The following is a 25,284-nucleotide window of genomic DNA, read 5'->3' on the forward strand; positions in this document are numbered from 1 at the left end:
AAGGGCGGTGCCATCGGCGCCGCCCTTTCGCGTTTCAAGCGCGCCAGAACTTGGCGGTGAACATGACGTAGACCGCCATCAGCTCCAGCCGTCCGATCCACATGGCGATGATCAATATCCACTTCGCCGTGTCATTAAGGCTGCTGAAATTCCCCGCCGGGCCGATGATCTCTCCCAAGCCCGGGCCGATGTTCGCCAGCGCCGCCGCCGCCCCCGAAACCGAGGTGACGAAATCCAACCCCGTGAGGCTCAGCGCGACCGAGATCAGGCCGAGCGAAACGACGAAGAACATGAAGAAGGACATCACCGAGCTTAGCACGTCCGCCCCAACCGGGCGGCCATCGTAGCGCGGGGTAAAGACGCCATGGGGCGAGCGGATCCGCCGCAACTGCGCGCGGATCGAGGCAAAGAGCAATTGATAGCGGAAGATCTTGATCGAACAGGTAGTCGACCCCGCGCAGCCGCCGATCAAGCCGATGAAAAAGAACAACGCCACGGCAAAGCTGCCCCATTGCATATAGTCAGCCGAGGCATAACCGGTGCCCGAGATGATGGAAGTGATGTTAAAGATCGCCTCCCGCAAGACCCGCTCGGATTCGTAGGTCGTGCCGCTGCGCAGAACGAAAAAGACGATCACCACCAGAAAGGTCATCGTCATGAAAAAGCCGCGCACCTGCGGATCGCGGTGCAGCGCCACGGGGTTGCCGTTGATAAGCTGCACATAGCGCACGAAGGGCAGCGCCGCGAGGATCATGAAAATCGCGGCGACATATTCGGCGGGGCCGGAAAAGGTGCTGAAGGAGGCGTCGTAGTTGGAAAAACCACCCGTTGAGACCGTGGTCAGCGCATGTACGGTCGCGTCAAAGGTGGTCATCCCAAGGGCCAGATAGCTCAGCATGCAGGCCAGCGTGAGCCAGAGGTAGATCACCGAAATCTGCGTTGCGATCTGCCCCGCGCGGGGCAGGATTTTCCCGAAAGTGTCGAAGGATTCGGATTTGAAGATCTGCATACCACCGACCCGCAACTCAGGCAGGAAGACCATGGCGACAACAACGATACCGATGCCGCCCAGCCATTGCAGAATGCCGCGCCAGATCAGCAGACCTTTGGGCAGGTCTTCCAACCCGGTCAGCACCGTGGCCCCGGTGGTCGTCAGCCCCGACATCGCCTCGAACATCGCGTCGGTCACGCTGGCCTCGGTCGCGCCCAGCACGAAAGGCAAGGCCCCGAAGAGCGGCAGCATCAGCCAGACGCCGGTGGTCAGCATGAATGTCTGTTGAATGGTGAGCCCTTCACGGACTCCATTGGCGCTGGCGAGGGCGATCATACCGCCACCCAGCGTCGTGATCAGCGCGCTTTCGACAAAGACCCACCACTGGCCCCGGCCTTCGGCCAGATCGACCAAGATCGGGATGATCATGGCAAGGCCGAGCACGGCCACCAAAAGGCCCACGACATATCCGACAGGTCGTATATCCAACATGCGCGCAGCGTTGGCTTGGCCGCTCGTCGCTGTCAAGCCGAGACGGGACCGGGGCGCGATTTGGCCCCGGTCCGTGGCGTCTTAGATGTAGTAGAGGTCTTTGAAAACGTGGTGAACGATGTCGTCACGCTTGATGCCCATGGCGGCCAGTTCTTCGTCGCTTTTCGCTTGCAGGCCTTGGACCTGCTCAAAACGGCGTTGGGCGGTGGAGCCCATCATGATGCCATGGCCGATCCCCGCGAAAAAGCGGCGCAGACCGGCGCCGGCGCGCCGCAGCCCTTCGAGGGGAGAGACGGAGTGGGCGGGGTGAGCAGTGCTCTGGTAGGTCATCTGATTGCCTTTGCAATTTCCAGTATTTCGATGACCGTTAGATAGACAATGCTGCGCCGCAGCAGAACCGACGTTTTCGCATAGCCGCTGGTCGGGACTTGCAGGGCTGACAGGGCGACATTCACCATTTCCGCGCTAAGACAGGCGGAATGCCCCGCAAAGGGGCGCGGCGCGGGCTGCGAACAACCAATGCGCGATTGCCGCGCCGTCCGGGGTCAGCCGACGTGGAAGAGCGTGTTGAAAAGCTTGGGGTCGATGCTCTGCGCGGCAAAGGTCTCACCTTGGGTCAGCACGCTGATCGCATCGTGGCTGTGCAGGCTTTCTTGATGGCTGGCGACGATGCGGAAATCGCCCACCCGACCATCGGCCAAAAGCTGTTCGCAAAACAGCCGCGCGGCATCCTCGACAAAGATCGGATTGGCGGCGTTAAGCTCTGCAAACGCCTGTTCGTCTTCGCGTTTGACCATAACCTGCGTCTCGGTCGGCACGGCGCGGCGGCAAATCTCGATCAGGTCTTCGAACCACAGGCAATCGCCCTCGTCCCGCGTCTCGACCGATATCCGCGCGACGGAGCGCTGCGAATGCGGCGTCGCCAGTTGCCCGCGGGTCTGGCGCGCGTGTTCGCTCAGTTCCAGCGAACAGGGGCAGGTGCTGGAATAGACATAGTCGAGATGCACGATCTTCTTGCGCTCGCCGTTCTGTTCGACCAACTCCAGCGCGATGTCGTAATACTGATAGCCCGTGAGGCCCGAGCGCAGGCTGCCGATCTTCATCGGGAAGGAAAAGCGCATCTGAATTCGCGCATCCAAGCTCTCCAGATCGGCCTTGTAATCGTCCAGCGCCGCTTCGATCACCTCGAAGCTAAAGGTCGCCTCGGCATGGCGGTAGAAACTGCGCATGATGCGGGACATGTTGATGCCCTTCTTCTCCGCATCGAGCGAGACCGTGCCGGTGACCGAGGTCTCAAGCCGCAGATCCCCGCCCTCGCGGCTGCGATAGCGGATCGGCAGGCGAAAGTTCGAGATGCCGACATGCTGGATCAACTGTTGCGCGCCGCGGATCAGGCTGGAGGGGCCGTTTTGCAGGTCCGGCAGGCTGGCGCGGTAGTTGTCGCCCGCCGTGAAATCTTCGGGATAGGCGCGGCTAAGGGCGGGATATTCGGCGGGGGCCAGCATCCGGGCCATGGCCGGGTCCAGCGCCGCAATCTCAGCCGGGGTGGCCGTTTCGGCCCAAGCGCGCAGCGTGGCGAGCGCGGATTGCGCCGCCTCCCGGTCCGGTGTCTCGGACATCTCAGTCACGATGTTCATTGCGCGGCCCTCCGGTCTGTCGCTTTCAATGTATGATGCGCGGGACCAAAATGCCACCGCGCCCGCGACACATCAGGTCAGGCTTGCGCCGCCGCATCCAAGGCTTGCAGCAGATCGGCCTTGAGATCGCCGCTATATTCCAGCCCTACGCTGATCCGCACCAGCCCCGGCGTGATGCCCAAAAGGTCTTTGGTGTCCTGCGGCAGACGCTGGTGGGTCGTGGTGGCCGGATGGGTGACGATGGTCTTGGCGTCGCCAAGATTGTTTGAGATCACCCCCACCTGCAACGCATTCAGGAAAGCGAAAGCCGCCGCCTTGCCGCCTTTGAGGTCGATGGACAGCACCGTGCCCCCTGCCCCCATCTGGCGCATCGCCAGTGCGTTCTGCGCATGGCCCGCAAGGCCCGGGTAAAGCACCCGCGCCAAGGCCGCGTGACCTTCCAGCGCCTCGGCCAATTCCTGTGCGCTGGCCGCCTGCGCCCGCACCCGCAGGTCAATGGTCTCCAACCCTTTGAGCATGATCCAAGCCGTGAAGGGGCTCATCGAGCCGCCGGTATGTTTCATGTAAGGCTCAAGCGTGCCGCGGATGAACTCGCGGCTGCCCAGCACCACGCCGCCAAGCGCGCGGCCCTGCCCGTCGATATGTTTGGTCGCGGAATAGACCACCACATCTGCCCCCTGCGAGATCGCGCGCGAAAAGACCGGCGTGGCAAAGACATTGTCGACCACCACCAGCGCGCCCTTGGCATGGGCAAGCTTGGCCACGGCCTCGATGTCGATCACTTCAAGCGTGGGGTTGGCCACGGATTCAAAAAACACCGCGCGGGTGTCCTCGCGGATCGCGGCCTCCCAAGCGGAGAGGTCGCTGCCGTCGACGAAAGTGACCTCCACCCCGTAGCGGCCAAGGATCTCTTCCAGCACATAGATACAAGACCCGAATAGCGCCCGGGCCGAGACGACATGATCGCCCGCCTTCAGCATCGAGATCAGCGCGCCCGAGACCGCCGCCATGCCGCTGGCGGTGGCAAAGGCATCCTCGGCCCCTTCCAAAGTGGCGATACGGTCCTCGAACATGGCGACCGTGGGGTTGCCATAGCGGGCATAGATGAACTCATCCGGACCGATCTCTTCGAAACGCGCCTCGGCCTGTTCGGCGCTGTCATAGACGAAACCTTGGGTCAGGTAGATCGCTTCGCTCACCTCGCCATATTGGCTGCGGCGGGTGCCTGCGTGGATCGCTTGGGTGCGCGCGTGACGGTCGTTGCTCATCTCTCTCATCCTTCCGGCCCGACCTCGCGGGCATAAAAAAACCCCAGACGCGGCCAAGCGAAAGGGGTCTTTCATCCTGACCTTTTAGCGGCATGTTTAACGTGGCCCACAATCCGGTAACAAATCGCCACGCGGGGTGGATTACGCCGCGCGACGCTACAGGTCAACAGTTTCGCGCGGGGCCTTCGTTAAATTTGAGCGGATCAGCCTTGGTCTTTCTTTTCGCCGTAGGCTTCGAACAGCTTGCCCTGCGCCATGAAGAAAACGAAAATCGCCGCCGTCAGGCCGAAGGTTTTAAAGTAGACCCATGTGTCAGTCGAAAAGAACCGCCAGATCACCTCATTCGCCAGCGCCAGACCAAAGAAGAAATACATCAGCCGTTTGGTCAGCAGCATCCAGCCCTCATCGCGCAGGGGCATCATCTCTTCCATGACGTATTTGAGGTAGGATTGCCCGCGAAGCAGGCCGACGGCCAGAAGGCCGCCGAAAAGCACATAGATCAGCGTCGGCTTCATCTTGAAGAAGCGGTCGTCGTTCAGCCAGACCGACAGCCCGCCAAAGATCACCACCAGCACCACGGTGGCGACCTGCATCCGGCTAAGCTTGCCCGTCAGCGCCCAAAGCGCGCCGGTCGAGAGTACCAGCAGCGGCACGAACATCGCGGTGACGACGATAAAGCCGTCATACTCCGTCCCGCCGAAGGTATAGGTGTTATCCTTGAGCCACAGATAGGCCACGAGGAAGGCCAAGACCGGCCCGTATTCCAAGCCTGCCCGCAGCATTGGGTTGATCTCTCTTGGTTCTGACATGCCTGTTCCTTTAGCCGCCCATTTCAACAATCACCGCCCCGGCTGCGATCAGCGCCATCAGCGCGATGCGGCGCGGGCCGACGGTTTCTTTCAGCACCAGCACCCCGATCAGCGCGGCAAAGACGGTCGAGGTCTCGCGCAGCACCGCCGCCTCGCCCACCTTGTCGAGCCGCGTGGCCAGCATGACCGACCCGAAACTCGCAAAAGCGATGATCCCGCCGATAAAGCCGCGCAGCATCAGCGGCGCCACCTCGGGCGGGTTCTCCATCGCGTGCCAGCGCCGCCATGCGATCACCGGCATCACCAACCCGTCGATCATGAAAAACCATGCGAGGAAGGTGAAAGGATCCGCCGTGGCGCGGATGCCGTATGCGTCATATGTGGTGTAAAGCGCCACGAACAAGCCCGTCAGCACCGCCAGCCCGAGCGCTGCGTGCAGCGTGTCGCGCGCGGCGACCAGATTGCGCAGGTTATAAAGAGCAAGGCCGAAGATGCCACTTAGCAGCACCGCCACGCCAAGCCATTGCACCGCGTTAAACCGCTCACCAAAGATCAAATAAGCGCCGACCACGGCAAAGAGCGGCCCCGTCCCGCGCACCACAGGGTAAACCACCGTATAAGCGCCCTTGGTATAGGCCCATGCCTGCAACAGCTTGTAGATAACATGGATCACGAAAGCGCCGAGGAAGATCACCCACATATGCGGCTCGGGCCAAGGCACGACGAAAAGCGCAAAGGGGGCCGCCATCACGCCATAAGAGACATCGATCGCCCCGCGCGTGAGCCAAGGATCATGCCGCCCCTTTTGCAGCGCGCCGAAAACCGCGTGCAGGAAGGCCGCCGAAAGCGCCAGCCAAAGAGCTGCGGTATGGCCCGCCGGGGTGCCTTCGATCGACAGGATCCAATCGGTCATCGCGGAACCACCACGGCGGCGAGAGGTTTATATCTCAAAGCCTTTATCACCAACGGAATTTCCATGTTTGAAAGCCTGATCGCGGATCTCACCCACAGTTTTTCCAAAGTGCCGGTTACCGTGGCCGCGGCGCGGCTGCTCATGGCGGCCTTTCTGGCGGGTATCGTCGGGTATGAACGCGAGCGGCGCGACAAACCTGCGGGTCTGCGGACGCACATCATGGTGGCCATCGCCGCCTGTCTCTTCATCATCATCGGGCAAGAGCTTGGCAGTCTGGAGTTTGGCGATGGCGACCAAATGCGCTTCGATCCCTTGCGCCTCATTGAGGCGGTGACCGCAGGTGTCGCCTTCCTCGCGGCGGGGATCATTTTCACCTCGAACGGCGAGGTGCGCAACATCACCACCGGCGCGTCGATGTGGCTGGCCGGGGCCATCGGCCTGTCCTGCGGCGCGGGGCAAATCCTGCTGGCCTGTTTGACCGCAGGGGTCGTGGTGCTGGTTCTCACCGTTCTGCGCTGGATCGAACGAAAGCTTGGCACCCATGACTGAACGGGGCCGCCGCCTCCGGCGACCGGGGTTTCGTCAGCCATCCGTGCCCACCAAGGCGGCGGCGAATTCTTCCGGATCGAAGGGAGACAGATCGTCAATCTGCTCACCCACACCCACGGCATGAATGGGCAGGCCAAATCGATCCGCCAGCGCCACCAGCACCCCGCCTTTGGCGGTGCCGTCGAGCTTGGTCATCACCAGACCGCTGACATCGGAAATCTCTTGAAAGACTTTCACCTGATTGACCGCGTTCTGCCCTGTCGTCGCATCCAGCACCAATAGGGTGTTATGCGGCGCACTCTCATCCTTCTTGCGGATGACGCGCACGATCTTGGCCAATTCCTCCATCAGGTCGCCCCGGTTTTGTAAACGGCCCGCGGTGTCGATCAACAGCAGGTCGGCCCCCTCTTCCTGCGCGCGGCCCATGGCGTCAAAGGCAAGGCTCGCCGGGTCGCTGCCCTCGGGCGCGGTCAGCACGGGCACGTCGGCGCGTTCGCCCCAGACCTGCAACTGCTCGACCGCCGCGGCGCGGAAGGTATCCCCCGCGGCGATCACGACCTTCTTGCCCGCCGCACGGAATTGCGAGGCCAATTTGCCGATGGTCGTCGTCTTGCCCGAGCCGTTCACGCCGACCACCAGCACCACCTGCGGGGTCTTGGCATAGAGCGGCAGGGGCCGAGCCACAGGCTCCATGATGCGGCTGACTTCGCTGGCGAGCAGCTGTTTGATCTCTGCCACCGAGAGTTTTTTTCCAAAGCGCCCTTCGGCCATGTTGGCGGTGACCCGCAGCGCCGTGTCGACGCCCATGTCGGCGCTGATCAGCAGCTCTTCGAGCTGTTCGAGCATCTCGTCATCCAGCGTCCGGCGCACCACGGGCTGTGCGGCACCGCGCCCCATGAGACGGCCCAAAAGGCCCGGTTTGGCGGCGGCGGCCTCGGCTGGGGTTTCGTCCAGCGCCGGGGCGACGGGGGTCATCGCTTGGCGCAGGTCGGTCGCCGCGGGAACTTCCTCCGGGGTCGGGGTGGGCTCAGGATCAGCGGCGGGGGGGGCCTGCGCGGGCGTGGGGTCCGGCTGGGCCTCAGACGGTTCGGGCTGCGGTTCAGGCGCAGGCTGCGGTTCGGGCTCTGGGAGGGTCTCAGGCTCGGGTTCCGGGGCGGGTTCAGGCGCGGGGGTCGGCTCTTCCGCCTCCCGCTCTGCCGCCAACATTGGGCCGCTGTCCTCCTGCCCGTCGGGCATCACGTCAGAGGCCGCGCCGGGCTGGTCCATCACCGCATCCACGGGGGCCGCTTCGGCCTCCGCCTCTCCGCCATCGCTGACGATTGCCTCCAACCCCTCGTCAAGTTTGGACGAGGATTTGAACAAGCGGTCCTTGAGCTTCGTGAAGAAGGCCATCGGCGTCTCCCATGCAGTTTCGTCTTGATCTATAGGCTTGCCCGCGCAGATGGAAGGGCGCCCAGGCAGATCAAGCCCGCCGGGAGGGGGCGGGGTCAGATTTCATCGGGGAAATGCTGCATCACCAGCCGGATCGGGTTCGGCGCCGCCTGCCCCAGCCCGCAGATCGAGGCATCGACCATGGCGGTCGACAACTTTTCCAGTAGAGCTTGGTCCCAGCGGTCCACCTGCATCAGCTTCACCGCCTTTTCACAGCCGACCCGGCAGGGCGTGCATTGGCCACAGCTTTCATCCTCGAAAAACCGCAGCATGTTGAGGGCGGCGGCCCGTGCGCTGTCGTGTTCCGACAGGACAACCACCGCCGCCGAGCCGATGAAAGACCCATGTGGCTGCAACGTGTCAAAGTCCAACGGCAGCTCCGCCATCGACGCGGGCAACAGCCCCGAGGACGGGCCACCCGGTTGATAGGCTTTGAACAGATGGCCCTCTGCCATGCCCCCCGCCGCGGCGATGATATCGGTGATGGTCGAGCCTGCGGGCAGCAGATACATCCCCGGGCGCGCCACACGGCCCGAAACGGAATAGCTGCGCAGCCCTTTGCGGCCATTCTTTTCGACCCCGTTCAACACCTGCGGCCCCTCGCGGCAGATGCGGGCGATCCAATGCAGGGTCTCGACATTATGCACCAAGGTCGGGCGGCCAAAGACACCGACCTGCGCCACATAGGGCGGGCGGTGGCGCGGCAATCCGCGCTTGCCTTCGATGCTTTCGATCATGGCGCTTTCCTCGCCGCAGATATAGGCCCCCGCCCCGCGGCGCAGATCGACATAGCCGGGCGCGATGAGGCCCGCGCCTTCCAGAGCGGCAATCTCACGGCGCAGGATCTCCAGCACCGCCGGGTATTCGTCGCGCATGTAGAGAAAGACCTTCTCCGCCTCCACCGCCCAAGCGGCGATCAACATGCCTTCGAGGAAGAGATGCGGCCTGCGTTCGAAATACCAGCGGTCCTTGAAGGTGCCCGGCTCGCCCTCATCGCCATTCACCGCCAGATAGCGCGGGCCGGGATTGCCGCGCACGAAGCCCCATTTCTTGCCCGAGGGGAAACCCGCCCCGCCAAGACCGCGCAGCCCAGCCTGCAACAATTGCTCTTGCACCGCCTCCCAATCGCCCCCCTGACGCAGGTTCAACAGCGCGTCGTAACCCCCTGATGCCGCGTAGGTTTCGTAAATCTCATAGTCAGGCAGGCGGGCATGGGTATCTCCGGCGCCAATGGCCGCCAGCACTTTCTCGGGCGTCGCGTGGTCGATATGGTTATGCCCCAGTTCCAGCACCGGCGCAGTGTCGCAGCGCCCCATGCAGGGCGCGCGCAGGACGCGCACTTCGGTCGGGTCTAGCCCCTCCTCCAACGCGGTTTTCAAGGCCTGCGCCCCGGCCAGCTCGCAAGACAGAGAATCGCAAACACGAATGGTCAGTGCGGGCGGCGGTGTCTCGCCCTCTTTCACCACGTCGAAATGCGCGTAGAAACTGGCGACCTCATAGACCTCGGCCATCGACAGGCGCATCTCTTCGGCCAAGGCGCGCAGATGCGCGGCCGACAGGTGGCCAAAGCGGTCTTGGATCAGATGCAGAAACTCGATGAGCAGATCGCGGGCGCGCGGGCGGTCGCCCAACAGCGCGCGGACCTCATCCCACGCCGTATCCTGCAACTGCCGCCCCTTGGGGTGATGCCGCCCCTTGCCCTTGCCGGATTTCCAAACGCCCTTTCGCGGCTCCCCCGCCGCAGCCTTGCCGTGATCGTCCAGCGCCATGTCTCTCCCCCCGCCTTGCTTTCCGCCTTGGTAACAAATCCAAAGGCCGAGGCGCGATCAAAAAGCGACAATCGCGCGGGTGTTTGCGTTGTGCGCGGCCCCTGCGGCGGGCAAAATGACGCGGACCGTGCCGATTAGCGCGGCTTTGCAGGGGAAAACGCATGCTGTGGTATGTGATCGCAAGTTTGACACCGGCGGTACTGATCGCCGCCGCCGCCCTCTGGGGCGGCGTCTGGCCCGTGCTGGCGCTTTTGTCGATCACGGTGCATGTGGCCTTTATGGACCGGTTGGGCCGCGCGCTGCGCCTTTCCGATAGCTCAGGCCGCGCCCTGACGCTGACCTTGGCCGCCGCGCATTTCCTGCTGCTGCCGCTCGGGGTCTGGGCTATTGGCGCAGCCCCGCATCTTGAGGGGCTGGACCGCGCCCTGATCTTTGCCGCCCTTGGCCTGTTTCTGGGCCAGATCAGCAATTCCAACGCCCATGAGTTGATCCACGCCAGCCGCCGCCTGCCCCGGCGGATCGGCACGGCGATCTATATCTCGCTGCTGCACGGGCATCACGTCTCGGCCCATCTGCGGGTGCATCATCCCGCCGCCGCCACCCCGGCTGATCCCAACTCCGCGCCCAAGGGCATGGGGTTCTGGCGGTTTCTGCTGAGCGCAAGCTTGGGGGAGTTTCGCGCCGGGTGGCAGGCCGACAATGCGCAGCGGGCGCGCAAGACGGGGGCGCAGGGGCTGCACCCTTACGCACTCTACCTCATTGGCGCGGCGCTGGCGCTGCTCACGGCGCTGCTGCTGGGCGGGGTCGCCGGGCTGCTCGCCTATATCGGGCTGGCAGCCTATGCACAGATGCAACTGCTGCTGTCGGACTATGTGCAGCACTATGGGCTACGGCGGGAGCAGCGCCCCGATGGCCGGTTTGAGCCGATGGGCCCGCAGCACAGTTGGAACGCGCCGAAATGGTACTCCGCCGCGATGATGCTGAACGCCCCGCGCCATTCGGACCACCACATGCGCCCCGCCCGCGCCTTCCCGGCACTGGAAGTAACGCATGAGATGCCGAAACTGCCCTATTCCCTGCCCGTGATGGCGGTGATCGCCCTCGTTCCCCCGCTGTGGCGGCGGGTGATGGACCGACGCGTGGCGCGGTGGCATCAGCGCTGACCCCACTGGCGCGGGGCGCGGGCTTCTGGCAGGCTCGTGGCATGAGACATGCCCTCGCCCTGATCTGCGCCTTCCTTCCGCTGCCTGCCTTGGCCGAGATGTCGGCGGCGGAGTTCGAAGCCTATACGGAAGGAAAAACGCTCTATTTCGGCCAGTCCGGCGCGCCCTATGGGGCGGAAATCTATCACGAGAACCGGCGCGTCCAGTGGTCCTTTCTCGATGGCCATTGCAAAGAGGGGCGCTGGTATGAGGCCGATGGGCTGATCTGCTTTGTCTATGAAGACGACCCCGCCCCGCAATGCTGGAGCTTTACCGAAAGCCCGACCGGGCTGGTCGCGCGGTTCGAGAATGACCCGGCCGAGACCGCGCTTTATGAGGCGCGGGAGATGACTGAGCCGCTGCTGTGCCTTGGGCCGCAGGTCGGGGTCTAGGCCAGTTCAGCCCGCGCCTTTGACGGGCAGCCGACCGTCGGCGAATTCGATCTCCAGATGCGCCGCCTTCTTGGCAGCCTCCGCACTGGTCACCACATCACCATCGCCCCGCACCACGGCGAAACCACGGGCCAGCGTTTCGCGGTAGCCGAGCGTGCCGAGCGTGCGGCCCATCGCGTCGATCTGGCGGCGGCGGCGGTCCTGATCGGCGCGGCCTGCGCGCGCCAGCCGGGCCAGCACCTCTTTCAACCGTTGGTCTTGACGCGACAGGTCACGGCGCAAAACCTCAGGGCGGAAGGTTTGGGTGCGGTCCAAAAGCCGCTCCCGGCGGCGGAGGATCTGACGGTGCAGCACCTCGGGGTGGAACCGGTTAATCCGCGCGGCCAGCCGTTCGCGTTGCCCGGCCAGATTGCGTTGCCACGCCGGGTCTAGCCGCGCCGAGAGCTGCGCCAGACGTTGGCGATCCGCCTCCAACTGGCGACGCAGGGTGCCGGGGCGCAGAGCGCCAGACATATCAGCCAGCTTGACGCGGCGGCCTTGGACGCCCGCAATCAGCGCGGGGGCCAGTTTCTCCCCCCCGCGATCAAGACGCTGGCGCGGCCCCTCCAGCAGCGTGTCGGCCCGGGGCAGGGCCCGCGCCAGATCCCGCATCCGCTGGCCCCGGCGGGTCAACCCTTGGCTCAGCGCCTGCCGCATCCTCGCGCCCTGCCCCTCCAGCCATGCCGCCAGCTCATGCCGCACCGGCACCGCCAATTCCGCCGCCGCTGTCGGCGTGGGCGCGCGTTTATCCGAGACGAAGTCGATCAGCGTCGTGTCGGTCTCATGCCCCACGGCAGAGATCAGCGGAATGTCCGAAGCCGCCGCCGCGCGGGCGACGCTTTCCTCGTTAAAGCCCCAGAGGTCTTCGACCGAGCCACCGCCACGGGCCACGATGATCAACTCGGGCCGGGGCAATGCGCCACCGGGGGTGAGCCGGTTGAACCCTTGGATGGCGCGCACCACCTCGGGCGCGCATTTCGCGCCCTGAACGGCGACCGGCCAGACCAGCACCTTGCGCGGGAAACGATCCCGCAGCCGGTGCAAGATGTCACGGATCACCGCCCCCGAGGGCGAGGTCACAACGCCGATGATCTCGGGCAAATAGGGCAGCGGGCGTTTGCGTTCGGGGGCGAACAGCCCCTCCGCCGCCAGCGCCGCCTTTCGTTTCTCCAACAGCGCCATCAGCGCGCCCATGCCCGCCGGTTTAATGTCCTCAATGACGATCTGATATTTCGACTGACCGCCAAAGGTGGTGATGCGCCCGGTGGCAATGACCTCCATCCCCTCTTCAGGCTGGGTTTCAAGCCGTGCGGTCACGCCTTTCCAGATCACGCCCGAGATGACTGAGCGGTCATCCTTGAGGTCGAGATAGACATGGCCCGAACGCGGGCGGCTGACGCGGCCCACTTCACCGCGAATCCGCACATGGCCGAACTCCCCCTCGATCACCCGTTTGATCGCGCCCGAAAGCTCGGTCACCGTGAATTCGGGGCTGTTGCCACCGGGGGCGGGGTCGTCGAACAGATCCATCTGGGCACCTTGTGTCTGTGGGCCCCCCAGCTTAGAACGCGGAGCAACGAAGTCCAAGGGAGTGCGCGGCATGAATATCCTGATCCTCGGCAGCGGTGGCCGCGAACATTCACTTGCTTGGGCGGTTATGCAGAACCCCAAATGCGACAAGCTGATCGTGGCACCGGGCAATGCGGGGATCGCGGCCATCGCGCAATGCGCCAAGCTCGACATCATGGATGGCGCGGCGGTTGTGGCCTTTTGCGAGGGCAATAACATCGATTTCGTCATCATCGGCCCCGAAGCGCCCCTCGCCGCGGGTGTGGGCGACGATCTGCGCGCGGCGGGTTTCGATGTCTTTGGCCCCTCCAAAGCGGCAGCGGCTCTGGAGGCTTCCAAAGCCTTCACCAAGGAAATCTGCGACGCCTGCGATGCGCCCACGGCGGGCTATGGCCATTTCACCGATGCCGCCAGCGCCCGCGCCTATGTGGAAAAGCAAGGCGCGCCGATTGTGATCAAGGCCGACGGTCTGGCGGCGGGCAAGGGTGTCATCATCGCCATGAGTGACGCCGAAGCCCTCGCCGCCGTGGATGAGATGTTTGACGGCGCCTTTGGCGAGGCAGGCGCCGAGGTCGTGATCGAAGAGTTCATGGAAGGCGAAGAGGCGTCTTTCTTCGTGCTCTGCGACGGGGAGACGGTGCTGCCCATCGGCACGGCCCAAGACCACAAGCGCGTCGGCGAAGGCGACAGCGGCCCCAACACCGGCGGCATGGGCGCCTATTCCCCCGCCCCGGTGCTGAGCGACGAGATCGCCGAACGCGCGCTGGAAGAGATCATCCGCCCCTGTATGGCCGAGATGGCGAAACGCGGGATGCCCTATCAGGGCGTGCTCTATGCCGGTTTGATGATCAAAGACGGCCAGCCGCGTCTCGTGGAATACAATGTCCGTTTCGGTGATCCGGAATGCCAAGTGCTGATGATGCGCCTCGGCGCGCAAGCGTTCGACCTGATGCAGGCCACGGCCAAGGGGGCGCTTGCCGATATGCAGGTGAACTGGGCCGAAGATCACGCGCTGACCGTGGTGATGGCCGCCAAAGGCTACCCCGGTGACTATGAAAAGGGCAGTGAGATCAAGGGCCTCTCCTCCCTCCCAGAGGACAGCGCCAATATGGTGTTCCACGCGGGCACCAAAGCGCAGGACGGGGCGATCTTGGCCAATGGCGGCCGCGTGCTGAACGTCACCGCGCGTGGGGCCACTTTGGCCGAAGCGCAGGAGCGCGCCTATGCAATGGTCGATGGGATCGATTGGCCCGAAGGGTTCTGCCGCCGTGACATCGGCTGGCGTGCGCTGAGCTAACAGACGACTTAGGCCACCCCAGCACGCTCACTTACAGCCAAGCGCCGTGGCAAAGCTCTCGGCCCCATCAAAAGGGCCGATATCGCGCCGCGCAAGCTGTCCGTCCTTCAGGCTTACCCCCACCACACGTTCCCAATCGGCATCCGCCAGCACCATTTCCGGCCCCGCACCGCAATCGCGCAGACCGCCTGAGATATGCCGCTTTCCGATGCGATGATTGGTCAGCCCCGTCATCTGCGCGATTTCGCTGAGCCGCCCATCGGCAAAGCGCCAGACCCGCAGCACCCGCGCCAGATGGGGCCGGTCGATATAGGCGATCTCGACCGCGCCGTCGCCATCCAGATCGGCGGCACCTATGGGGGCGAGCCACCGGTTGCTTTGGCCGATATGCGGGGTCTCGGTGATCTTGCCCTCGGGGCCGTAGATCGCCAGCGCCGCGCCACGATTGACGTCCGTCTCGACCACCAGAACCTCGGGCGCGCCATCGCCGGTCACATCCACGAGCCGGGGGGCGATATCTTCGAAAACATGGTCGCGCGGCAGATGGAAGCGCCGCGCACCGCCATCTGTCAGAGAGACCTGCAAGCCGCCCCATTCCAGCGCGTCGCCAAGAATGCCATGGGCGTAGCGCCCCGTGGGCGCGATGTAATGCGCGGCGGTGATGGTCTCCGCCGCCGCATCTGTTGCGATCAGCGCCAGCAGTGCCGCGCCGATCGCCCGCATCAGATTTGCTTTTCCGGCATCTGCACGCGCAGACCGTCCAGCGCATCGGTGACCTTGATCTGGCAGGTCAGACGCGAGCGCGCGGGATCGGGCTCGAAGGCGAAGTCGAGCATGTCTTCTTCCATGTCGTCCATCGGCGGCAGTTTTTCGGCCCAAGCCGGATCGACATAGACATGGCAGGTGGAGCAAGCGCAGGCCCCGCCACAGTCGGCTTCGATGCCGGGAATGTTATTGTCCCGCGCGCCTTCCATGACGGTGAGACCATTGGCCACCTCGACCACATGTTCGGTGCCGGAGTGTTCGACATAGGTGATTTTGGCCATGATGATGCCCTTTCGTCCTAAAAGTTCGGCCTTGTTTAACGGGCTATGGCAGCCGGTTCCAGCCCCCTTTTCGCAAGGTCACGGCGCGCCCGACATTGCGGTGGGCAAGGCCCACGCATCCGGCTAGTCTGCCCCCGAACAACAGGCGAGCCCGAGAGACCGGCATGACACAGCCCCTCCCCCCCAGAACCGCGCGGCGCTGCGCCGCTTTGCTGCTGGCCGTCGCGGCCTTGGCGGGCTGCGAGACGACGGCACCGGCCACGCCCCGCCCTGAGCCGGGGGTGCTAGAGGCCACCCGCCACGGCCCCGCAGGCGCGCCGGAAGGGAGCTGCTGGGGCCGCACGGTCAGCCCTGCGGTGATCGAGACGGTGACCGAACAGGTCGAAGTAACCCCGGCCAAGATGAACCCCCATGGCAGCATCGCCAATCCGCCCGTCTACAAGACAGAGACACGGCAAGAAATCGTGCGCGCGCGGGTCGACAATTGGTTCGAAACGCCCTGCCCCGATGTGCTGACGCCCGAGTTCAACAGCAGCCTGCAACGGGCGCTAGAGGTGCGCGGGTTCTACGCGGGGCCGATCACCGGTGAGATGGACAGGGCAACTCGGGCAGCCGTCCGCCGCTATCAGGCCCAAGAAGGGCCGAATAGCGAGGTCTTGTCGCTGACCACCGCCCGGGCGCTCGGGCTGGTCGCGGTGCCCCGGCAAGGCGGCTGACTGCCAACGGAAAAGGGCGCCCGCAGGCGCCCTTTCCAAACCATTCCGGCAGATCACTCCGCCAATGACAGCGCCACGAAGCGTGGGTCGCCACCCCGGCGTACCAGCAGCAGCAGGGAGCGGCGGCCCGCCTCTTTCGCCGCGGCGATCCGGGCTTCGAGATCAGCAATGCTCGACACCTGCTCCTGCCCCGCTTCGGTGATGATGTCGCCCATGCGCAGGCCCTTCTCGAAGGCCTCCGATGTTTGATCCACATCCGTCACGGCAAGGCCGGTCATATCGTCATCGGCCCCGAGTTCCGCGCGCAGGTCGTCTGTCAGCGGCATCAGGGTCAGGCCCATCAGCATGGTCGACTGCGGCTCGGCCTCGGCCCCCTCATCGGCGTTCTCGTCCATACCGGCGGGAACCGCGCCATCGGCCTCTTCGCGGCGGCCAAGTACGACCTTGATGGTCTGGGTCTTGCCGTCACGCAGCACGGTCACGCGCACCGTCGCGCCCACGGGGCTGTTGCCCACCTGACGGACGAGACCACGGGTATCGACCACTTCGACACCGTCGAAGGATTTGATCACGTCGCCGGTTTTCAGCCCCGCTTCACGCGCAGGCCCCTCGGGCACATCGGTGATCAGGGCGCCGACGGCTTTCTTGAGGCCCATGGCATCGGCCACGTCATCGGTCACGTCTTGAATGCGCACGCCCAGCCAGCCGCGGCGGGTCTCGCCGTATTCCTGCAGTTGGTCGATCACGCGGGTGACCACATTCGACGCCATCGAAAAGCCGATGCCGATGGAGCCGCCGTTGGGCGACAGGATCGCGGTGTTCACCCCGATCACCTCGCCATCCATGTTGAACAGCGGCCCGCCGGAGTTGCCCCGGTTGATCGCGGCGTCGGTCTGAATGTAATCATCATAGGTGCCCGACAGCGCCCGGTTGCGCGCTGACACGATGCCAGCCGAGACCGAAAAGCCCTGCCCAAGCGGGTTGCCCATGGCAATCACCCAGTCCCCCACCCGCGCGGCGTTGCTGTCACCGAAAGAGACGAAGGGCAGCGGCGCGTCCGCTTCGACTTTCAAAAGCGCGATGTCGGTCTTGGGGTCGGTGCCGATGACCTCGGCAACCAATTCCTCGCCCGAGAAGAATTCGATGGTGATCTCATCCGCGCTTTCGATCACGTGGTTGTTGGTCACAACATAGCCGTCTTCGGAAATCACGAAACCCGAGCCAAGCGCAGAAGAACGGCGGGGCCGGTTGCCCTCACCATTGTTGCGATCCTGAAACTCGCGAAAGAAGTCTTCGAAGGGCGAGCCTTCGGGCACGATGCCCTGCGGCCCAGTGCGGCCCTCAACCGTGGTGGAGGTGGTGATATTGACCACCGAAGGGCTGATCTTCTCGGCCAGCGGGGCGAGGCTTTCGGGTTTGGCCAGCGCCATGCTGGCTTGCAGGATCAGGAGGGTCAGCGCCATCACCCCCATTGCCATCGCTCGCATCCATTGGGTGTGTTGTGCTGTTGTGGACAGGGAAACCGCCTTGGCCTGCATTCATCGTCTCCTGATTGTTCCTGTTGTTGCCAACGTGGGCAGAGTGCATTCCGAAAGGACGCGCTGCAACAGCAAAGATGGGGCCGATCACGGGCATTTCAACGGGTGGGAATGTGACGATTTGCGCCCCCGGCCTGCGAGGTCGTGGGCAAAACGGACGCCGTTTCACCCCGCCCGCGCGGCGTCAAAACCCCAACTGAAAGGCGAGCCAAACCAAGATCAACCCGGCCACCACCGCCAGCGCGCCAAGCTGGCGCAGCGCGGCCTCAGGGATGCGTCGGAGCATTTCGAGCATCTGTTCCAAAAACGAAGGGGCCAGTGCGTACACCAGCCCCTCGAAAATCAGAACCGACCCTAGAGCCAGTAGAACCAGCGTCATTCTTCCAGCGCCGCTGGCAGATCTGTCTCAGCCTCCGGTGCGGCGGGGGCTGGCGTGGCGGGGGCCGCGGGGGCGGCCTCCTCCTGCGTATCCTCTGCCGCGGCGGCGTTATCTGCCTCCGGTGCGGACTCAGCCGCGGGCGCATCGGCGGCAGGGGCCTGCGGCAGTGCAATCACATCGACCGAGGTCGTGGCGCTGCGATCCGACCGCAGGTAGTTGAAGAACTCACTATCCGGCGACATCACCATAGTGGAGTTCTGCCCCTGCAAAGCCTGCTCATAAGCGCTGAGCGAGCGGTAGAATTCAAAGAATTCCTGATCCTTGCCATAGGCCTGCGCGAAGATGTTGTTCCGCTGCGCGTCCGCCTCACCTTCGATGATCCGCGCGTCACGACGGGCCTCCGAGAGGATCTCTTCGTAGGTACGATCGGCAAGAGCGATGACACGCTGCGCGGCTTCGCGGCCACGGGCGCGTTCGTCGGTCGCTTCACGCTCACGCTCGGCGATCATCCGTTGCAGGGTCGCGTCGAAGTTCTGCTCGGGCAGGTTTGTCTGACGCAGACGCACGTCCACCACCTTGAGGCCAAGCGCCTGCGCGCGTGCATCGGCGCGAACACGAATCTGCTCCATCAGGTCGGCCCGTTCGGGCGACAGGATGGTGTTGGATGTCACGCCCTGCGAACCAAGCACGGCACGGATTTGGCTTTCCATGATGCCGCCCATCTCGCTTTCAGCCTGACGTTCGCCGCCCGCACCCAAAGCTTGCCGGTACTGCACCATATCGTCGATGCGGTAGAGCACGAAGGCGTCGATCTCAAGGCGCCGGTCATCGGCGGGGGTGACTTCGATCACCGGGGTTTCCAGCGACAGGATGCGGTCTTCGTAGCGCACGACCTCATCCAAAAGCGGGACTTTGAACCCAATGCCCGGCTCGTTGCGGACCTGTTTGATCTGGCCAAAACGCAGCACCAGCGCCTTCTCGCGCTCGTCCACCACGAAGACAGCCGACAGGATGCCCACGATGGCGATCACCAAGATGGGGATGATAAGACTTGTTTTCCGCATCAGTTCGACCCTCCGCCGCGCCGCAATTCATTGAGTGGCAGATAGGGAACAACGCCCTGCCCGCCTTGGCCGCTGCCGTTTTCGAGGATGATTTTATCCACGTCGCCCAGCACCTTTTCCATGGTCTCAAGATACAGACGTTTGCGCGTCACGTCGGGCGCGTTGCGGTATTCTTCCAAGACGGCTTCAAAGCGGCTGGCCTCACCCACAGCGTCGTTCACGACGCGGGCGCGGTAGCCTTCGGCGGCTTCCAGAAGCTGCGCGGATTCACCACGCGCCTCGGCTGTGCGGCGGTTGGCATAGGCGTCGGCCTGACGCTCCACCCGGTCACGCTCCTGCTCGGCGGCTTGCACGTCGCGGAAAGCATCGACGACCGACTGCGTGGTGGTGTTGCCATTGGCATCGGTGACCTGCACGGTCTGGCTGGGCGGGTCGACCTTGTTCACGTTGACACGCAGCACGTTGATGCCGGTATTGCGGTTGTCGAGGGTGTTCTGGATCAACTCCTTCACCCGATCCGCCACCGCGCCACGATCCCGGTTGAGGATCGGCGCCAGTTCGGATTGCGCAATGACTTCACGCATGGCGGATTCCGAGATCGCCCGGACCGAAGCTTCGGGATCGCGCAGCGAGAATTTGAAGTCGCGCGCGTTCTTGATGTTCCAGACCACTTGGAAGTCGATGTCGACGATGTTCTCGTCCGTGGTCAGCATTAAGCCTTCGTTGCCGCCGCCGCCGCGCCGCACGCCCAACTCCTCGGTGCGGTTGGTGGTGACGTCAAACACCTCTGCCGTGACCAGCGGCCATGGGGCAAAGTTCAAACCCTCGGTGCCGATGCCGGAAAATTCGCCCAAGAACAGTTCGATCGACTGCTGTTCAGGCCGCACGGTGTAGAAGCTGGCAAAGCCCCAAAGCGCCACACCGGCCAAAAGCGCGATGCCAATGGTCGAACGTGTCACGCCCGGCCCACCAGTGCCGCGGCCGCCGCCGCCGGTGCCATTGCCCCGGTCGCCGCCACGTCCGCCCATCAAGACGCGCAGCTGCTCTTGCCCCTTGCGCACCAGATCGTCGATCTCGGGCATCTGGGGGCGGTCACCGCCCTGCCCGCGTGGACCCTGCGGCCCGTCGTTGCGACCCCCGTTGCCCCGGTCTCCGCCGTTGCCCCGGTTGCCGCCTCCGCCGCCCCCCCAGGGGCCTTGCGAATTTCCTGCCATTGATATGTTCCCCTCTGGGCCGCCCATGCGGCCTATCGTTCCAAAAATTGTACGCTTTCGCGTGATATTCAAGCCGTGCGAGTCGGATTACGCATGGTCACCAGTTCTTCGGACATGGTCGGGTGCACCGCGCAGGTGGCGTCGAACTGCTCTTTCGTGGCGCCCATCTTGACCGCGATGCCGACCATCTGGATCAATTCGCCCGCGTTGGGTGCGACGATATGACAGCCCAGCACCACCCGCGTGTCGGCGCAGACAATGAGTTTCATCAGCACCCGGTCGGCCTTGCCCGCAAAAGCGCCCTGCATCGGTTTGAAAGAGGTCGCATAGACCTCAATCGGCCCCGCCTCCCGCGCGGCCTCCTCGCTCAGCCCCACGGTGCCCATCTCGGGTTGGGTGAAGATCGCCGAAGGCACCAGATCATGATCCACCGGCGTCGGATTGCCGCCAAAGACGGTTTCGACAAAGGCCATGCCTTCGCGGATCGCCACCGGGGTGAGGTTGATCCGGTTGGTCACATCGCCGATGGCATAGACCGAGGGCACGGCGGTCTGGCTGTACTCATCCACCTCGATCTCACCGCTGCGGCCCAGCTTCACTCCCAGTTCTTCCAGCCCCATGTCATCGCTGTTAGGGCGACGGCCCGTGGCAAAGAGCACTTGGTCGAACATCTTTTCGGTGCCGTTGGTCGGCTTGACCTTCATCGGGCCGCTGCCGTCTTCGTGGCTCGGCGTCATCTCCAGAATGTTGGTGCCCAGATGCAGGTCGATCCCCTTTTCCTGCATCATCTCGGCCACCATGCCGCGGGCTTCGTCGTCAAAGCCGCGCAGGATCTGCGCGCCGCGGTAGTATTGCGTCACCTCGACGCCCAAACCGTTGAGAATACAGGCGAATTCACAGGCGATATAGCCGCCGCCGATGATCAGGATCGACTTGGGCAGTTTTTCTAGATGGAACAGATCGTCAGAGACCAGTCCCAGTTCCGCATTCTCGATCTCGGGGCGCACGGGGCGGCCGCCGCTGGCGATGAGGATGTGTTTCGCGGTCTTCTCGGTGCCGTCGAACAGGGCCACGGTATGGGGGGCCTTGATCCGCGCGCGGGCGTCGAATGTGTCAACGCCGGAGTTCTTCAGAAGCTTGCGATAGACACCTTCGAGGCGGTCCAACTCAGTGTTCAGACGACCTTTGAAGTCATGCCAGTCGAAGGGCCCGGCCTTAAGATCCCAGCCAAAACATTTCGCCTCATCCACCACATCGGCATAGCCCGAGGCGAAGACCATCAGCTTTTTCGGCACGCAGCCCCGGATCACGCAAGTGCCGCCATAGCGGTCTTCCTCGGCCAGTCCGACCTTGGCGTCATGTTCGCCCGCCGCGACACGCGCCGCGCGCACACCGCCCGAGCCGCCACCGATGACAAACAGGTCGTAGTCGAATTCATTCTTGGCCATTTGGCGCCTCTCTTAGTCGTTTTGGGTCTTGCGCGGGATCGCGCATATTTCGGTGTTGCGCGGGGTCGCGCGTGTCTCGCTGTGTCGGCGTTAATCGCTCAGGTCGGAAAACAGGTTGTCGGTCTCGACGAATTCCAAACGGTCGGTCGCCACGGTGCCTTCATTTATGTCGCGCACCTCTACCCTGCCATCCCCGTAACCGATCACAACCGCGTCACAGATATCTATGAACAGGCCGTTTTCCACCACGCCGGGCATCTGGTTCAGCACCAGCGCCAATTGCCGTGCGTTGCCGATGCGCCCCAGCCGCAGGTCTAGGATATAGTTCCCCTCGTCGGTGATAAAAGGCACCTCGCCATTCATCCGCAGGGTCGAGCTTTGGCCCAGCACATCCATCGAGATCAGCGTCTCTTCGACCAGCGCCTGCGTAGTCTGCCAGCCAAAGGGAATCACCTCGATCGGCAGGGGGAATGCGCCCAGATGATGCACCTCTTTGCCGATATCGGCGATCACCACCATCTGGTCGCTGGCCGTCGCCACGATCTTTTCTTGCAGCAAGGCCCCGCCGCCGCCCTTGATGAGGTTCAGGTCACCGTCGAATTCATCCGCCCCGTCAATCGTCAGGTCGAGCCATTTCGCCTCATCGAGAGAGATCACCTCGATCCCCACATCCCGCGCCAGTTGCGCGGTGCGCGAGGAGGTCGGCACGCCTTTGATCCGCAGCCCATCGTCGCGCACCATCTCGCCCAGACAGCGGACCAGCCACGCCGCCGTCGATCCGGTGCCAAGCCCCACGCGCATCCCGTCTTCCACGAATTCGCACGCCCGTTTCGCGGCCACGAATTTGGCCTTGTCGATCGGTGATAGGTCTCCGGACATCGGGTGCTCCCTTGCAGGCGTTTGCCGCGTTATAGGGCGAATTGGCATAGGGTGCGAGGGGCAAGTCGGCGGTTTTTGGCGGTGCCGCACGCCGACAGGACGGGCAGAGCGCACGGCCTGTCGCTTTAGACGCGCCACGGGGCGGCGGGAAATGGTTGGATTGGGCCCAGGCCGCTTGCAATGCGCCAGAGGTCTGGGCGATACCCGTCCCACCGCGCCCGCCACCCGCAACCATAAAAGGGTCCGCCATCTGATGTTTCTTTCGGTCTTCGACATGTTCAAAGTGGGCATCGGCCCCTCGTCTTCGCATACCATGGGGCCGATGGTGGCAGCGGGGCGTTTCCTTGACCAGATGCGCGCATCGCCCTTCCAATTCGCCGGGCTGCGCGCCTCGCTGCACGGCAGTCTCGCCTTTACCGGCGTCGGCCATGCGACCGACCGCGCCACGATCCTCGGCCTCGCCGGGTTCACGCCCGAGGACTATGACGCCGATGCCGCCGAAAAGGTGTTGGAAGAGATCAAACAGACCCGCCGCATCAACGTCGACGGTCTGCCCGAACTGCGTTTCGACCCTGAGCGCGACATGATCTTTGACTACGACACCAAACTTGCGGGCCATGCCAATGGCATGATGCTGATGGCCACCGATGCCCAAGGCGACGTGACCTTACGCGAGACCTATTATTCCATCGGCGGCGGCTTCGTGATGACCGAAAAGGAACTCGCCGCAGGCAAGGACACGGATGAGGGCGCGCCGGTGCCCTTCCCCTTCAAGTCCGCCGCGGAAATGCTTGAGATGTCGGCCAAATCCGGCAAAACCATCGCGGGCATGAAACGCGCCAATGAAGAGGCGCGCGGCGGGGCCGAGAACCTGCGCGCCGGGTCGAAACGGCTGTGGCAGGTCATGCGCGACTGCATCGACCGGGGGCTGACCTCCGAGGGCACCCTGCCCGGCGGGTTGCAGGTGAAACGCCGTGCCAAGGGCATCTACGACGCGCTGATGGCGGAGCGCGGACAGAACCAATCCGCCCCGCATACGATCAACGATTGGATGAGCGTCTATGCCATGGCCGTCAACGAAGAGAACGCCGCGGGCGGGCAGGTCGTGACCGCGCCGACCAACGGGGCCGCAGGCGTGATGCCGGCGACCTTGCGCTATTACCTCGACCATGTGCCCGGCGCGTCAGAGGCGCATATCGAAGACTTCCTGCTCACCGCCGCCGCGATTGGCGGGCTGGTGAAATACAACGCCTCCATTTCGGGGGCCGAGGCGGGCTGTCAGGCCGAAGTCGGCAGCGCCGCCGCCATGTCCGCCGCCGGGCTCTGCGCCGTGATGGGCGGCACCCCGCAGCAGATCGAAAACGCCGCTGAAATCGCGCTGGAGCATCACCTCGGCATGACCTGCGACCCGGTGAAAGGGCTGGTGCAGGTGCCTTGTATCGAGCGCAACGGCCTGGGCGCGATCAAGGCGGTCTCGGCGGCCTCTCTGGCGCTGCGCGGCGACGGCACGCATCTTGTGCCGCTCGATGCCTGTATTGAGACCATGCGCCAGACGGGTGCGGACATGAGCGAGAAATACAAGGAAACCTCCCTCGGCGGGTTGGCGGTGAATGTGCCGAACTGCTGAAGCTGCGCAAATTTGCACAGGCCCCGTTCGCCGGGGCCAATTGTTGAGGTGACCGCCGCCCCCTATCTTCCGAGCAACTGCAAAGGAGAGCATCATGTCCCTCAGACCCACATTGGAAACCCGCCGCGCCACGCCCACGATGGAAGGCGCCGGGGTGAAACTGCACCGCGCTTTCGGCTTCCACGACCCGTCGGAGCTTGATCCCTTTCTGCTGTTCGACGACTTCCGCAACGAACATCCGCGCGACTTCGAGAAAGGCTTCCCTTGGCACCCGCACCGCGGGATCGAGACGATTACCTATGTGCTCGAAGGCACTGTGGCCCATGCAGATTCGCTCGGCAACACCGGCGATCTGAACGCGGGCGACGTGCAGTGGATGACCGCCGGTTCGGGCATCCTGCACCAAGAAATGCCGCGCGGGAACGACAAGGGGCAGATGCACGGCTTCCAGCTTTGGGGCAACCTGCCCTCGGCCCAGAAGATGACCGCGCCGCGCTATCAGGATATGAAATCCGCCGAGATCCCGGTGGTGACCGATGACGACGGCACAAGGGTCAAGATCATCACGGGCGAGTTCTGGGGCAAACGCGGCCCCGTCGACGGCATCGCGGCCGATCCGCAGTATCTGGATATCTTCGTGCCTGCGGGCGTGAAAAAGACCTTTCGGATCGACACCTACCGCCGGGCTTTTGCCTATGTCTTCCAAGGCGCGGGCGCTTTCGCCGATGCCTCCGCCCCTTCGGGCGTGCTGCTGGAGAAAGAGGTCGCCGGCGAGGAGGTCAACATCCGCGACATGTCCGGGGACCGCACGCTCATCCGCTTTGGCACCGGCGATGAGGTCACGGTGCAGGCCGGTGAGGAAGGCGTGCGTTTTCTGCTGATCTCGGGCGCGCCGATTGAAGAGCCCGTCGCATGGCATGGGCCGATCGTGATGAACACCCGTGCCGAGATACAGCAGGCGATGCGCGACCTCAACAACGGGACCTTCATCCGCCCCGCCCATTGACCCAAAGGG

24 protein-coding genes and 1 riboswitch are annotated in these 25,284 nt (G+C 64.0%); of the genes, 7 read left to right on the forward strand and 17 right to left on the reverse strand.

Features of this window, described 5'->3' with window-relative positions:
• Positions 1–34 precede the first annotated feature (34 nt).
• From ACGYLD_RS12990 to ACGYLD_RS13015, 6 genes are all read right to left on the reverse strand, one after another.
• On the reverse strand, positions 35–1,483 hold the full coding sequence (locus ACGYLD_RS12990; RefSeq protein ID WP_271693345.1) for a TrkH family potassium uptake protein: 1,449 nt from the start codon (positions 1,481–1,483) through the stop codon (positions 35–37).
• A gap of 81 nt (positions 1,484–1,564) precedes the next feature.
• The gene (locus ACGYLD_RS12995; protein ID WP_067262845.1) at positions 1,565–1,813 is read right to left on the reverse strand and encodes a hypothetical protein; all 249 of its coding nucleotides are present in this window, start codon (positions 1,811–1,813) and stop codon (positions 1,565–1,567) included.
• 215 nt (positions 1,814–2,028) lie between these two features.
• Positions 2,029–3,120, reverse strand: a complete 1,092-nt coding sequence (gene folE2, locus ACGYLD_RS13000) for a GTP cyclohydrolase FolE2 (RefSeq protein ID WP_271693344.1) — start codon at positions 3,118–3,120, stop codon at positions 2,029–2,031.
• 77 nt (positions 3,121–3,197) lie between these two features.
• Entirely contained in the window at positions 3,198–4,388 is a 1,191-nt protein-coding gene (gene metZ / locus ACGYLD_RS13005) for an O-succinylhomoserine sulfhydrylase (protein WP_067262840.1), read from the reverse strand.
• A 64-nt stretch (positions 4,389–4,452) separates the two neighbouring features.
• Positions 4,453–4,529, reverse strand: a riboswitch (SAM riboswitch).
• A 62-nt stretch (positions 4,530–4,591) separates the two neighbouring features.
• Positions 4,592–5,197, reverse strand: a complete 606-nt coding sequence (locus ACGYLD_RS13010) for an inner membrane-spanning protein YciB (protein WP_209217881.1) — start codon at positions 5,195–5,197, stop codon at positions 4,592–4,594.
• Between the two features lie 10 nt (positions 5,198–5,207).
• Entirely contained in the window at positions 5,208–6,110 is a 903-nt protein-coding gene (locus ACGYLD_RS13015) for a DMT family transporter (RefSeq protein ID WP_271693343.1), read from the reverse strand.
• A 63-nt stretch (positions 6,111–6,173) separates the two neighbouring features.
• Between ACGYLD_RS13015 and ACGYLD_RS13020 the strand changes: the two genes are divergently transcribed.
• Positions 6,174–6,659, forward strand: coding sequence for an MgtC/SapB family protein (locus tag ACGYLD_RS13020; protein ID WP_394402772.1), 486 nt, complete (start codon positions 6,174–6,176; stop codon positions 6,657–6,659).
• A 33-nt stretch (positions 6,660–6,692) separates the two neighbouring features.
• On the opposite strand, the gene ftsY is transcribed toward ACGYLD_RS13020, so the two are convergent.
• Both ftsY and ACGYLD_RS13030 read right to left on the reverse strand, forming a co-directional pair.
• Positions 6,693–8,051 carry a signal recognition particle-docking protein FtsY gene (gene ftsY / locus ACGYLD_RS13025; RefSeq protein WP_271693341.1) on the reverse strand — a complete coding sequence of 453 codons (1,359 nt, stop codon included), beginning with the start codon at positions 8,049–8,051 and terminating at the stop codon, positions 6,693–6,695.
• 95 nt (positions 8,052–8,146) lie between these two features.
• The gene (locus ACGYLD_RS13030) at positions 8,147–9,859 is read right to left on the reverse strand and encodes an NAD(P)H-dependent oxidoreductase subunit E (protein ID WP_271693340.1); all 1,713 of its coding nucleotides are present in this window, start codon (positions 9,857–9,859) and stop codon (positions 8,147–8,149) included.
• A gap of 161 nt (positions 9,860–10,020) precedes the next feature.
• Between ACGYLD_RS13030 and ACGYLD_RS13035 the strand changes: the two genes are divergently transcribed.
• Positions 10,021–11,022: an alkane 1-monooxygenase gene (locus tag ACGYLD_RS13035; protein ID WP_271693339.1), complete on the forward strand. Its 1,002-nt coding sequence runs from the start codon at positions 10,021–10,023 to the stop codon at positions 11,020–11,022.
• Positions 11,023–11,063: 41 nt separating this feature from the next.
• On the forward strand, positions 11,064–11,453 hold the full coding sequence (locus ACGYLD_RS13040; RefSeq protein ID WP_271693338.1) for a hypothetical protein: 390 nt from the start codon (positions 11,064–11,066) through the stop codon (positions 11,451–11,453).
• Positions 11,454–11,459: 6 nt separating this feature from the next.
• On the opposite strand, the gene xseA is transcribed toward ACGYLD_RS13040, so the two are convergent.
• Positions 11,460–13,022 carry an exodeoxyribonuclease VII large subunit gene (gene xseA / locus ACGYLD_RS13045; RefSeq protein ID WP_271693337.1) on the reverse strand — a complete coding sequence of 521 codons (1,563 nt, stop codon included), beginning with the start codon at positions 13,020–13,022 and terminating at the stop codon, positions 11,460–11,462.
• Positions 13,023–13,092: 70 nt separating this feature from the next.
• Between xseA and purD the strand changes: the two genes are divergently transcribed.
• Positions 13,093–14,358 carry a phosphoribosylamine--glycine ligase gene (gene purD, locus ACGYLD_RS13050; RefSeq protein ID WP_271693336.1) on the forward strand — a complete coding sequence of 422 codons (1,266 nt, stop codon included), beginning with the start codon at positions 13,093–13,095 and terminating at the stop codon, positions 14,356–14,358.
• A 27-nt stretch (positions 14,359–14,385) separates the two neighbouring features.
• On the opposite strand, the gene ACGYLD_RS13055 is transcribed toward purD, so the two are convergent.
• Both ACGYLD_RS13055 and ACGYLD_RS13060 read right to left on the reverse strand, forming a co-directional pair.
• Positions 14,386–15,081: a VCBS repeat-containing protein gene (locus ACGYLD_RS13055; protein ID WP_271693335.1), complete on the reverse strand. Its 696-nt coding sequence runs from the start codon at positions 15,079–15,081 to the stop codon at positions 14,386–14,388.
• Positions 15,081–15,404, reverse strand: a complete 324-nt coding sequence (locus tag ACGYLD_RS13060; protein WP_067266186.1) for a 2Fe-2S iron-sulfur cluster-binding protein — start codon at positions 15,402–15,404, stop codon at positions 15,081–15,083. Before ACGYLD_RS13060 ends, ACGYLD_RS13055 begins: the two co-directional genes overlap by 1 nt.
• Before the next feature lie 164 nt (positions 15,405–15,568).
• On the opposite strand from ACGYLD_RS13060, the gene ACGYLD_RS13065 reads away from it, so the two are divergent.
• Positions 15,569–16,120, forward strand: a complete 552-nt coding sequence (locus tag ACGYLD_RS13065; RefSeq protein ID WP_271693334.1) for a peptidoglycan-binding protein — start codon at positions 15,569–15,571, stop codon at positions 16,118–16,120.
• A 53-nt stretch (positions 16,121–16,173) separates the two neighbouring features.
• On the opposite strand, the gene ACGYLD_RS13070 is transcribed toward ACGYLD_RS13065, so the two are convergent.
• From ACGYLD_RS13070 to rpiA, 6 genes are all read right to left on the reverse strand, one after another.
• Positions 16,174–17,607: a Do family serine endopeptidase gene (locus tag ACGYLD_RS13070; protein WP_394402782.1), complete on the reverse strand. Its 1,434-nt coding sequence runs from the start codon at positions 17,605–17,607 to the stop codon at positions 16,174–16,176.
• A gap of 235 nt (positions 17,608–17,842) precedes the next feature.
• Positions 17,843–18,037, reverse strand: coding sequence for a DUF2065 domain-containing protein (locus ACGYLD_RS13075; protein ID WP_271693332.1), 195 nt, complete (start codon positions 18,035–18,037; stop codon positions 17,843–17,845).
• Complete coding sequence (hflC, locus tag ACGYLD_RS13080) at positions 18,034–19,101, reverse strand: protease modulator HflC (protein WP_271693331.1); 1,068 nt, start codon at positions 19,099–19,101, stop codon at positions 18,034–18,036. Before hflC ends, ACGYLD_RS13075 begins: the two co-directional genes overlap by 4 nt.
• Entirely contained in the window at positions 19,101–20,315 is a 1,215-nt protein-coding gene (gene hflK / locus ACGYLD_RS13085; RefSeq protein WP_271693330.1) for an FtsH protease activity modulator HflK, read from the reverse strand. The genes hflC and hflK overlap by 1 nt, the downstream gene beginning before the upstream one ends.
• Before the next feature lie 68 nt (positions 20,316–20,383).
• Positions 20,384–21,763 carry a glutathione-disulfide reductase gene (gorA, locus tag ACGYLD_RS13090; RefSeq protein WP_394402777.1) on the reverse strand — a complete coding sequence of 460 codons (1,380 nt, stop codon included), beginning with the start codon at positions 21,761–21,763 and terminating at the stop codon, positions 20,384–20,386.
• A 90-nt stretch (positions 21,764–21,853) separates the two neighbouring features.
• Positions 21,854–22,642 (reverse strand): ribose-5-phosphate isomerase RpiA, encoded by a 789-nt coding sequence (rpiA, locus tag ACGYLD_RS13095; RefSeq protein ID WP_067266197.1) that lies wholly within the window; start codon positions 22,640–22,642, stop codon positions 21,854–21,856.
• A 253-nt stretch (positions 22,643–22,895) separates the two neighbouring features.
• On the opposite strand from rpiA, the gene ACGYLD_RS13100 reads away from it, so the two are divergent.
• Together ACGYLD_RS13100 and ACGYLD_RS13105 are read left to right on the forward strand one after the other, a co-directional pair.
• Positions 22,896–24,269 (forward strand): L-serine ammonia-lyase, encoded by a 1,374-nt coding sequence (locus tag ACGYLD_RS13100; protein ID WP_168612716.1) that lies wholly within the window; start codon positions 22,896–22,898, stop codon positions 24,267–24,269.
• Positions 24,270–24,363: 94 nt separating this feature from the next.
• The gene (locus ACGYLD_RS13105; RefSeq protein ID WP_067266199.1) at positions 24,364–25,275 is read left to right on the forward strand and encodes a pirin family protein; all 912 of its coding nucleotides are present in this window, start codon (positions 24,364–24,366) and stop codon (positions 25,273–25,275) included.
• Positions 25,276–25,284 lie beyond the last annotated feature (9 nt).

The sequence above is a fragment of the Sulfitobacter sp. 1A12056 genome, from assembly GCF_043558125.1.
Lineage (GTDB): Bacteria > Pseudomonadota > Alphaproteobacteria > Rhodobacterales > Rhodobacteraceae > Sulfitobacter > Sulfitobacter faviae.

Coding starts and splice junctions, on each gene's coding strand:
- ACGYLD_RS13070 (WP_394402782.1), bottom strand. CDS start 17,607: ATGCGAGCGATGGCAATGGGGGTGATGGCGCTGACCCTCCTGATCCTG.
- hflK (WP_271693330.1), bottom strand. CDS start 20,315: ATGGCAGGAAATTCGCAAGGCCCCTGGGGGGGCGGCGGAGGCGGCAAC.
- ACGYLD_RS12995 (WP_067262845.1), bottom strand. CDS start 1,813: ATGACCTACCAGAGCACTGCTCACCCCGCCCACTCCGTCTCTCCCCTC.
- ACGYLD_RS13055 (WP_271693335.1), bottom strand. CDS start 15,081: ATGCGGGCGATCGGCGCGGCACTGCTGGCGCTGATCGCAACAGATGCG.
- ACGYLD_RS13010 (WP_209217881.1), bottom strand. CDS start 5,197: ATGTCAGAACCAAGAGAGATCAACCCAATGCTGCGGGCAGGCTTGGAA.
- ACGYLD_RS13060 (WP_067266186.1), bottom strand. CDS start 15,404: ATGGCCAAAATCACCTATGTCGAACACTCCGGCACCGAACATGTGGTC.
- ftsY (WP_271693341.1), bottom strand. CDS start 8,051: ATGGCCTTCTTCACGAAGCTCAAGGACCGCTTGTTCAAATCCTCGTCC.
- ACGYLD_RS13105 (WP_067266199.1), top strand. CDS start 24,364: ATGTCCCTCAGACCCACATTGGAAACCCGCCGCGCCACGCCCACGATG.
- hflC (WP_271693331.1), bottom strand. CDS start 19,101: ATGCGGAAAACAAGTCTTATCATCCCCATCTTGGTGATCGCCATCGTG.
- ACGYLD_RS13020 (WP_394402772.1), top strand. CDS start 6,174: ATGTTTGAAAGCCTGATCGCGGATCTCACCCACAGTTTTTCCAAAGTG.
- ACGYLD_RS13100 (WP_168612716.1), top strand. CDS start 22,896: ATGTTTCTTTCGGTCTTCGACATGTTCAAAGTGGGCATCGGCCCCTCG.
- ACGYLD_RS13075 (WP_271693332.1), bottom strand. CDS start 18,037: ATGACGCTGGTTCTACTGGCTCTAGGGTCGGTTCTGATTTTCGAGGGG.
- ACGYLD_RS13065 (WP_271693334.1), top strand. CDS start 15,569: ATGACACAGCCCCTCCCCCCCAGAACCGCGCGGCGCTGCGCCGCTTTG.
- ACGYLD_RS13035 (WP_271693339.1), top strand. CDS start 10,021: ATGCTGTGGTATGTGATCGCAAGTTTGACACCGGCGGTACTGATCGCC.
- ACGYLD_RS12990 (WP_271693345.1), bottom strand. CDS start 1,483: ATGTTGGATATACGACCTGTCGGATATGTCGTGGGCCTTTTGGTGGCC.
- ACGYLD_RS13015 (WP_271693343.1), bottom strand. CDS start 6,110: ATGACCGATTGGATCCTGTCGATCGAAGGCACCCCGGCGGGCCATACC.
- ACGYLD_RS13030 (WP_271693340.1), bottom strand. CDS start 9,859: ATGGCGCTGGACGATCACGGCAAGGCTGCGGCGGGGGAGCCGCGAAAG.
- xseA (WP_271693337.1), bottom strand. CDS start 13,022: ATGGATCTGTTCGACGACCCCGCCCCCGGTGGCAACAGCCCCGAATTC.
- rpiA (WP_067266197.1), bottom strand. CDS start 22,642: ATGTCCGGAGACCTATCACCGATCGACAAGGCCAAATTCGTGGCCGCG.
- purD (WP_271693336.1), top strand. CDS start 13,093: ATGAATATCCTGATCCTCGGCAGCGGTGGCCGCGAACATTCACTTGCT.
- ACGYLD_RS13040 (WP_271693338.1), top strand. CDS start 11,064: ATGAGACATGCCCTCGCCCTGATCTGCGCCTTCCTTCCGCTGCCTGCC.
- gorA (WP_394402777.1), bottom strand. CDS start 21,763: ATGGCCAAGAATGAATTCGACTACGACCTGTTTGTCATCGGTGGCGGC.
- metZ (WP_067262840.1), bottom strand. CDS start 4,388: ATGAGCAACGACCGTCACGCGCGCACCCAAGCGATCCACGCAGGCACC.
- folE2 (WP_271693344.1), bottom strand. CDS start 3,120: ATGAACATCGTGACTGAGATGTCCGAGACACCGGACCGGGAGGCGGCG.